This window comes from uncultured Ralstonia sp. (assembly GCA_913056305.1).
Classification (GTDB): Bacteria; Pseudomonadota; Gammaproteobacteria; order Burkholderiales; family Burkholderiaceae; genus Ralstonia.
Map to the genome: position 1 here is coordinate 1 of CAJXMR010000212.1, position 8,015 is coordinate 8,015.

The following is an 8,015-nucleotide window of genomic DNA, read 5'->3' on the forward strand; positions in this document are numbered from 1 at the left end:
CCAAGAACGTCGTGTTCTTCCTCGGCGACGGCATGGGCCTGACCACCATGACCGCCGCGCGCATCTACAAGGTGGGCGAAGACGGCGAGCTGACCATGGACACGCTGCCCGAGACCGGCTTCGTGCGCACCTTCTCGAACAACGCGCAGGTGACCGACAGTGCGCCGTCGATGTCGGCCTATATGACCGGCGTGAAGATGAACAACGAGGTCATCTCGATGTCGCCGGACACCGCCGCCTTCGTTGCGGGCGGCAAGGACTACGTGTCGGGCGCCGACACCACCTGCCCGGCCGGCAACGGCAAGCCGGCGACCACGCTGCTCGAGCTGATGAAGGCCGCCGGCTACGGCACGGGCGTCGTCACCACCACGCGCATCACGCACGCCACACCGGCGGCCACCTACGCGCACATCTGCCACCGCGACGGCGAGAACACCATCGCCGCGCAGCTCACGCCCGCCGGCAAGGGCTACAACGGCGCACTCGGCGACGGCGTGGACGTGGTCTTCGGCGGCGGCCGCAAGCACTTCCAGCCGACCACGGCAGGCGGCGCGCGCACCGACAGCCGCGACCTGATCGCCGAACTCAAGGCGGCTGGCTATCGCTACGCCAGCAACAAGGCCGAGTTCGACACGCTGCAAGCGACCGACAAGAAGGTCGTCGGCCTCTTCACCAGCAGCCACATGGCCTACGACCTCGACCGTGATCCTGCCAAGGAACCGAGCCTGGCCGAGATGACCACCAAGGCCATCGATGTGCTGGCCGCCAAGAAGAAGGGCTTCTTCCTGATGGTGGAGGGCGGTCGCATCGACCACGCGCTGCACGAGACCACCGCGCGCAAGGCGCTGCAGGACACGGTGGCGTTCGACGCTGCCATCCGCAGTGCGCTCGACAAGCTCAACACGATCGACCCAGGCCTGAAGAACACGCTCGTCGTCGTCACCGCCGACCACGACCACACGCTGGTGCTCAACGGCTATGCCAAGCGCACCGGCCCGACCAGCGACGCCAACCCCGGCGTGCTCGGCCTGCTCAAGAGCTACGTGAACGGCGCCACCGCCACCGACACCAGCGGCAACCCGTACACCATCCTTGGCTTCGGCACCGGCGAGAACCGCCCGGCCACGCGCACCGCGCTCACCGACGCCCTCGTCTACGACAAGACCTACCACCAGGAAGCCGCGATTCCCGTCGCCCCGGGCGGCGAGACGCACGGCGGCACCGATGTCTTCATCGGCGCACGCGGCCTGGGCGCCGAGCGCTTCATGGGCGTGATGGACAACACCGAGGTCTTTGGCCTCATCAAGCAGGCCGTCGGCCTGTAAGACTCAACCCACACCCGACGGAACACTGCCATGACCAAGCAACGCAATCGCATTTCCCTCGCGCTCGCGGCCTCCGCCGTCTGTGCCGCTGTGCCTGCCCACGCAGCCGGTGAGGCCAAGAACGTGATCTTCTTCCTTGGCGACGGCATGGGCCCGACCACCGTCACCGCCACGCGCATCTACAAGGTGGGCGAGACCGGCCAGCTGACGATGGAGTCGCTCAAGCGCACCGCGCGCATCAAGACGTATTCCAACGACGCGCAGACCACTGACAGCGCGCCGTCGATGTCGGCCTACATGACCGGCGTGAAGATGAACAACGAGGTCATCTCCATGTCGGCCGACACCAAGGCGAGCGACACCAACGGCAAGGGCTACGTGAACGGCGCCGACACCACCTGCCCGGTTGGCAACGGCACCGCGGCGACCACGTTGCTGGAACTCGCCAAGGGCGCCGGCAAGTCGGTGGGCGCGGTGACGACCACGCGCGTGACGCATGCCACGCCGGCCGCGACGTTCTCGCACATCTGCCACCGCGACGGCGAGAACCAGATCGCCGCGCAGGGCACGCCGGGCAACACGCTGTACAACGTGGCGCTCAAGGATGGCCTGGACGTGCTGCTCGGCGGCGGGCGCCGGCACTTCCTGCCGCAGGGCACTACCGGCAGCAAACGCACCGACACCACCGATCTGGTCGCCCAGTTCCAGGCGGCCAACTACACCTATGTGTCAACCGGCACGCAACTGGCGGCCATTGACCCGGCATCCACCACCAAGCTGCTCGGCCTGTTCACCCTCGACCACATGAGCTACGAGCTGGACCGTGTGAAGAAGAGCCTGGACGAGCCCAGCCTGGCCGACATGACCGAGAAGGCCATCCGCGTGCTGCAGAAGAACGGCAAGGGCTATTTCCTGATGGTGGAAGGCGGCCGCATCGACCACGCACTGCACGGCACCAACGCCAAGCGCGCGCTGGAAGATGCCGGCGCGTTTGACGAGGCCATCAAGCGCGCGCTCTCGCTGGTCGATCGCAGCAACACGCTCATCGTGGTCACGGCCGACCACGACCACACCATGACGATCAACGGCTACGCGCATCGCGGCAACCCGATCCTCGGCCTGTCGACCGATCTCAAGACCAAGCAGCCGCAGCTGGCCGCCGACGGCCTGCCCTACACCACGCTAGTGTTCGGCAACGGCGGCACCACGCGCAAGGCTACGCGCGACAACCTCGCCACGGTGGATACGGCGGCGGACGACTACCTACAGGACGTCGGCGTGCAGCTGGGGTCCCCTGGCTCGGAAACGCACGGTGGCGGCGACGTGATGCTGTTCTCTTCGGGCCCCGGCAGCGCACCGCTCAAGGGCACGCTGGACAACACCAAGGTGTTCGGCGTGGTCCGGGCGGCGATGGGCCTTTGACGCCTGCCGCACCCGCGTTTCCTTTCACGCGCATGCCTGCATGGGGCGGCATGCGCTTTTTTGCGTTTTGTTTTCCGCTTGCAGGTATTGCCGATGCGCCTGACCCGCTTTCTGAGCCGCTTCCTGATCCTGCCGCTGGCGCTCGCCGCGGCCACCGTCCACGCTGCTGACAAGGCGCCCGCCGCGCCGCTGATGGCGCTGCGCGTCGAACATCAACTCTCGTCGCTCGGCGCCGATGGCGTGCAGCGCGATGCGCGCTTTGCCGAGCGCGTCTATCGCCAGGGCGAGCGCGTCTGGATCGCGCGCGAACTGCCACCCGCTGCCGCACAGGTCGATCACGATGACAACCCCCACACCGGCCACAAGCACGCCGACACCGACACCGCGCCGCGCTGGATCGAGCGCGGCGCCGACGGTGCACTCAACGTGCGCCTGGTCAGCGACGCGCAGCAGAAGACCTACCACGTGGAGCCGGCCGAATACAGCAACATCGGCTTCGACGGTTCGTGGGCGACGGCGTATCACCTGCTCGACCCGGCCGCGCTCAAGACCATGCGGGCCGAGGGCCCCGTGCGCAACGGCGTGCAGACCTACCGCGCACGCCAGGGCGATCGCACCGTCACGGTGGAGTGGGATGTGGCCGGGCAGTACCCGCGCCGGGTGGAGTCGCGCAACGCCAGCGGCACGCAGCGCAAGCTCACGCGGGTGTCCGTGCTGCCCGCGCCGGCCGCCGCGCCCTGGACGCGCGTGCAGCGCTACGCCGCCGGCGACTACACCGACCTGATGGACTGAGGCCGCCGAGCCCTGGGCTCGGGACATGGTGCGCAAAGCGCCGCATCCCGAGCTCAACGCTCCAAACGTCGAGCTCAGCGCTCCAAGCACCGGATTCAGAACCCCAAACGCCAAGCTCAGCGCTCCAAAAAACCGAGCTCGGATCGCCAATTGCCGAGTTCAGCGCCTCACGCGCCGAATTCAGCGCCCCGGACACCGCGTTCAGAGCGCCGAACGCTGAGCTCAGCGCTCCAAAAGGCCGAGCGCAGAACGCTAAACGCCGAGTTCAGAACCCCGAGCGCCGAGTTCAGAACCCCGAGCGCCGAGTTCAGAACCCCGAACGCCGAGTTCAGAACCCCGAGCACCGAGTTCAGAACCTCGAACACCGAGCCCAGAACCCCGAACGCCAAGTTCAGAATCCCGAACACCGAGCTCAGAGCGCAGGCGATGGCGCCTGGAGCTCCAACACGGAGCCAAAATCCCCGCGTGCAGGGTGTGCGCCCCGTGCATCCACTCAGGGCGTCCCGCACCTCCGATCGATGCGCGATGGCGCTATAGTGCGAGCAACCCCCTCAATGCTCGCACCCGCCATGACGCTCACTGATCCGACCCTCGCCGCGTTTGCCGCTCCTGCCACGCACGTGCCGCGCGTGCTGACCATCGCCGGCTCGGACAGCGGCGGCGGCGCGGGCATCCAGGCTGACCTGAAGACCTTCGCCGCGCTGGGCTGCTACGGCATGTCGGCCATCACGGCGGTGACGGCGCAGAACACGCTGGGCGTGGCCGCCGTGGAATCGCTCACGCCGGCCATCGTCGGTGCGCAGATCGATGCCGTGGCACAGGACATCGGCGTGGATGCTGCCAAGACGGGGATGCTGAGTACGCCTGCCGTGGTGGAGGCGATCGTCGCCGCGCTGGAGCGCCACCCGATCGCGGCGCTGGTGGTCGACCCGGTCATGGTCAGCACCAGCGGCGCGCAGCTCGGCAGCGACGCCACCGTGCAGGCCATGGCGAAATGGCTGTTCCCGCGTGCGTTGCTGGTCACGCCCAACCTGCCGGAAGCGAGCGCCTTGCTCGGCCGCGAAGTCCGCACGGCCGACGACATGCTGCCCGCCGCGCGCGACCTGCTGGCACTCGGCCCGCGTGCCGTGCTGCTCAAGGGCGGTCATCTGGCCGACATGGCCGAGGTGGGCGAAGACGGCGTGGTGCAGGACGTGCTGGTGACCGCCGACGGCACCGAACGCATCTACGCGCACACCTACATCGACACGCCGCACACGCACGGCACCGGCTGCACGCTGTCCGCCGCGATTGCCGCGCACCTGGCACGCGGTGACACGCTGGAGGCTGCGATCGAGGGCGCGCTGGATTACCTGCTGCACGCGATCGGCGCTGGCCGTCACCTGGCGCTGGGTCGGGGGACCGGGCCGCTCAACCACGGCTTTGCGCCACGCCCGCTGGCCGCGCCGCGCGCGCTGGAGCTCGACGACGGCGATTGATGCCGCCAACGCCCGAAGGAGCCGCCATGAAACCCGCCCTGGCCTCGCTGGTTCGCTGCCTGCCTAGTGCCGCGCTGTGCCTGCTGCTGGGCGGGTGCAACGCCTCCTTTGTCGCCGAAGTCGGCGCCAACTTTACGATCGGCGGCACCATCACCGGGCTGCCCGCCAACCAGTCGCTGGTGCTGGTCGACAACGGCAACGACGTGCTCACGATCACGGCCAACGGGTCGTTCGTGTTTGCCAACACCGTGCCGTTCAATGGCGGCTATGCGGTGGGCATCCGCACCCAGCCGGCTCGGCGACCTGCACCGTGAGCAACGGCAGCGGCATCGCGACCAATGATGTGCGCAATATCGTCGTGACTTGCTAACTGGTGGGGAGGCCTAGGCGCCGCTGAACATGGGTTGCCCGATGCGGGCAGGGAAAGGGCGCGAGCAGACGGCCCGCGCCCCATGCGTCAGACGCGTGCCGATGCTCAGTGCGCGGCTTGCGCCTCTTGTTGCTTGGTCCACTCGGCCATGCGCTTCTTCATTTCCTTGTCGGACACGTCTTCCACGTGGGTGGCGACGGTCCAGACGTGGCCGAACGGGTCTTTCAGGGTGCCGGAGCGGTCACCGTAGAACTGGTCCTGCAGCGGCCGGACTTCGGTGCCGCCCACGCGCAGCGCTTGTGCGTAGACCTTGTCGACATCCTTCACATAGACCATCAGGCCCACGTCCGTGCCATGCAGCGTGGCCGGGCTGGCGCAGCTCATGCCGGGCATTTCGTCGGCCAGCATCACGGGCGAATCGCCGATGCGGATTTCCGCGTGGCCTACGGTGCCGTTCGGGCCTTCAAGGCGCATGATTTCGGTCGCGCCAAACGCCTGTTTGTAGAACTCGATTGCTTTTGCCGCGCCTTTGATGGTCAGGTACGGTGTGACGCTGTGATATCCCTTGGGAATCGATTGAGCCATGTCCTTCTCCTGCATCGGGTTGGGGGAGGACGCCGGAGCACACGGCAAGCCCCCGCATGCAGCGGCGCACGACCAATATAGGTCGCGAAGGTGTCGGTCGCGAGGCGGTCAACGCCACGTTTCGACCGTGCGCGACCCATCGTGCTCAACCCATTTCCGATGCGGCGCCCGATGCCGTGGCGGCGCGCGGCATCACGCCCGCACGTGCTGCCTGAAGGTGGCCTGCAGTGCATCCACCGCCGCCGGCACATCCGCCGCCTGGGTGATGGCGCGCACCACGGCGACGCAGCCGACACCGGACTCCAGCACACGCGGCATGGCGGCGAGGTCGATGCCGCCAATCGCCACCAGTGGCGGCGCGGGCACGCGCGTGCGCATGGCCGCGGCATAGGCGAACAGCCGGCCCAGGCCTTGCGGCACGGTCGGCATGGTCTTGGTGGGTGTGGCGAACACCGCGCCCAGGGCGAGGTAGCTCGGGTTCAGCGGTGCGACGCGCAGCATCTCGGCAAAGCCGTGCGTGCTGATACCCAGACGCAGGCCGGCTGAGCGGATCGCCACCAGGTCGGCCTCGTCGATGTCTTCCTGGCCGAGATGGATGCCATAGATGCCGCTGGCGGGTGTTTGCGCATGCACCGCCAGCGCCACCTGCCAGTGGTCGTTGATGAACAGGCGCGTGGCGCTACCGCGTGCGGCGGCTTCCGCACGGCGGACCTGCTCGACCACGGCGGCCGCGTCGTCCGACTTGAAGCGCAACTGCACGGTCGGCACCTTGAGCGCGACGAGGCGCTCGACCCATTCGGCATCCGGCACCACGGCGTAGAGGCCGAGCTGCGTCGGGCACGCTGCAAAGGCCAGGTCCGGCGCAGTCGGGCACGGCAGCGCCGGTTCGAGCACGCGAGGCAGGGCATCGAAGTGCGTCGGCCACGCCAGCGGATCGGCATGCGCCTCGGCGATCCACGCGCGCGCTACGCACAGCGCATCGCGCGGCTCGAAAGCCAGCGCCAGCGCCGCGCCGAACACGGCGACGAAGCGTTCATCCAGTGCGTCGCCCGTTGCCGCGGACGTGAAACGGTAAGTGCCGAGGCGATCGTGCACGGTGTCGATGCGCTCGGCGCCGTGCGTCTCGCTCAGCACGACGGCAGCGCCGGTAGCGCGGGCGCGTTCGGCTTGCGTCGCGTCGGTGGTCAGCAGGACGGTGGTGGCCGTCGTGGCCTCGTCAGCGCGGTCGGTCACGCTCCAGGCGTGCGGGGCGCGGCCGAAGGCGTCGGCATGGCGATCAACCATCTGTGCGGCAAGCGCAGCCGCTTCCGGCCACGCGGCGGAGAAACGCAGGGCGGACATGCTCATGCGCTGCGCTCTTCCGCATGCCAGAACGGCAAGCCCACCACCGGTGTGCTGGCCTGCGCCACGTCGCGCTCGGGCATCGGGCCGGACAGGCGCGCAAGGCGACCGGCCTGCGTGGCCATTGCAAACGCACGCGCCATCGCCACCGGATCACCGGCCTGCGCAACCGCAGTGTTGAGCAGCACCGCGTCGTAGCCCCACTCCATCACCTGCGTGGCGTGCGAGGGCACACCCAGGCCCGCGTCGACCACCAGCGGCACCTCGGGCAGGCGCTCGCGCAGCAGGCGCAGGCCATACGGGTTGGTGGGCCCACGGCCGGTGCCGATGGGTGCGGCCCACGGCATCAGCGCCTGGCAGCCGACGTCGAGCAGGCGGCGGCACAGCACGAGGTCTTCGGTGCAGTACGGCAGCACCTTGAAGCCGTCGCGGATCAAGCGTTCGGCGGCGGCGGGCAGCGCCAGCGTGTCGGGCTGCAGCGTGTAGTCGTCGCCGATGACTTCGAGCTTGATCCAGTCGGTCTCGAACACTTCGCGCGACATCTGCGCGAGGGTGTACGCCTCATCGGCGGAATAGCAGCCAGCGGTGTTCGGCAGCACGGGCACGCCCAGCGCGCGCAGCATCTTCCAGAAGCCGGCGCCGCCGTCGGGCGAGCCCGCGCTCTGGCGGCGCAGCGCCACGGTCAGCATGGCCGGGTTGGAC

General features: G+C 68.5%; 7 protein-coding genes and 1 pseudogene. 5 read left to right on the forward strand and 3 right to left on the reverse strand.

Going from position 1 to position 8,015, the window contains the following annotated elements; genetic code table 11:
* The 5 genes and pseudogenes from QZ609_RS21975 to QZ609_RS21995 form a co-directional block, all read left to right on the forward strand.
* The coding region (locus QZ609_RS21975; protein WP_295499528.1) for an alkaline phosphatase at positions 1-1,325 on the forward strand (1,325 nt) is incomplete at its 5' end.
* A gap of 30 nt (positions 1,326-1,355) precedes the next feature.
* Entirely contained in the window at positions 1,356-2,747 is a 1,392-nt protein-coding gene (locus QZ609_RS21980; RefSeq protein WP_295499529.1) for an alkaline phosphatase, read from the forward strand.
* A gap of 93 nt (positions 2,748-2,840) precedes the next feature.
* Complete coding sequence (locus tag QZ609_RS21985) at positions 2,841-3,539, forward strand: hypothetical protein (protein WP_295499530.1); 699 nt, start codon at positions 2,841-2,843, stop codon at positions 3,537-3,539.
* Between the two features lie 569 nt (positions 3,540-4,108).
* Positions 4,109-5,017, forward strand: coding sequence for a bifunctional hydroxymethylpyrimidine kinase/phosphomethylpyrimidine kinase (thiD, locus tag QZ609_RS21990; protein WP_295499531.1), 909 nt, complete (start codon positions 4,109-4,111; stop codon positions 5,015-5,017).
* Positions 5,018-5,043: 26 nt separating this feature from the next.
* Positions 5,044-5,387, forward strand: a pseudogene (locus QZ609_RS21995) (hypothetical protein).
* 105 nt (positions 5,388-5,492) lie between these two features.
* On the opposite strand, the gene QZ609_RS22000 reads toward QZ609_RS21995, so the two are convergent.
* The 3 genes from QZ609_RS22000 to QZ609_RS22010 all read right to left on the reverse strand — a co-directional run.
* Positions 5,493-5,972, reverse strand: coding sequence for a VOC family protein (locus QZ609_RS22000; protein WP_295499533.1), 480 nt, complete (start codon positions 5,970-5,972; stop codon positions 5,493-5,495).
* A 192-nt stretch (positions 5,973-6,164) separates the two neighbouring features.
* Entirely contained in the window at positions 6,165-7,319 is a 1,155-nt protein-coding gene (locus QZ609_RS22005; RefSeq protein ID WP_295499534.1) for a thiamine phosphate synthase, read from the reverse strand.
* The coding region (locus tag QZ609_RS22010) for a thiazole synthase (protein ID WP_295499535.1) at positions 7,316-8,015 on the reverse strand (700 nt) is incomplete at its 5' end. The genes QZ609_RS22005 and QZ609_RS22010, both read right to left, overlap by 4 nt.

Excerpts from the sequence above, each read along its gene's own strand:
- thiD (WP_295499531.1), top strand. The coding sequence starts at position 4,109 with ATGACGCTCACTGATCCGACCCTCGCCGCGTTTGCCGCTCCTGCCACG.
- QZ609_RS22000 (WP_295499533.1), bottom strand. The coding sequence starts at position 5,972 with ATGGCTCAATCGATTCCCAAGGGATATCACAGCGTCACACCGTACCTG.
- QZ609_RS21980 (WP_295499529.1), top strand. The coding sequence starts at position 1,356 with ATGACCAAGCAACGCAATCGCATTTCCCTCGCGCTCGCGGCCTCCGCC.
- QZ609_RS22005 (WP_295499534.1), bottom strand. The coding sequence starts at position 7,319 with ATGAGCATGTCCGCCCTGCGTTTCTCCGCCGCGTGGCCGGAAGCGGCT.
- QZ609_RS21985 (WP_295499530.1), top strand. The coding sequence starts at position 2,841 with ATGCGCCTGACCCGCTTTCTGAGCCGCTTCCTGATCCTGCCGCTGGCG.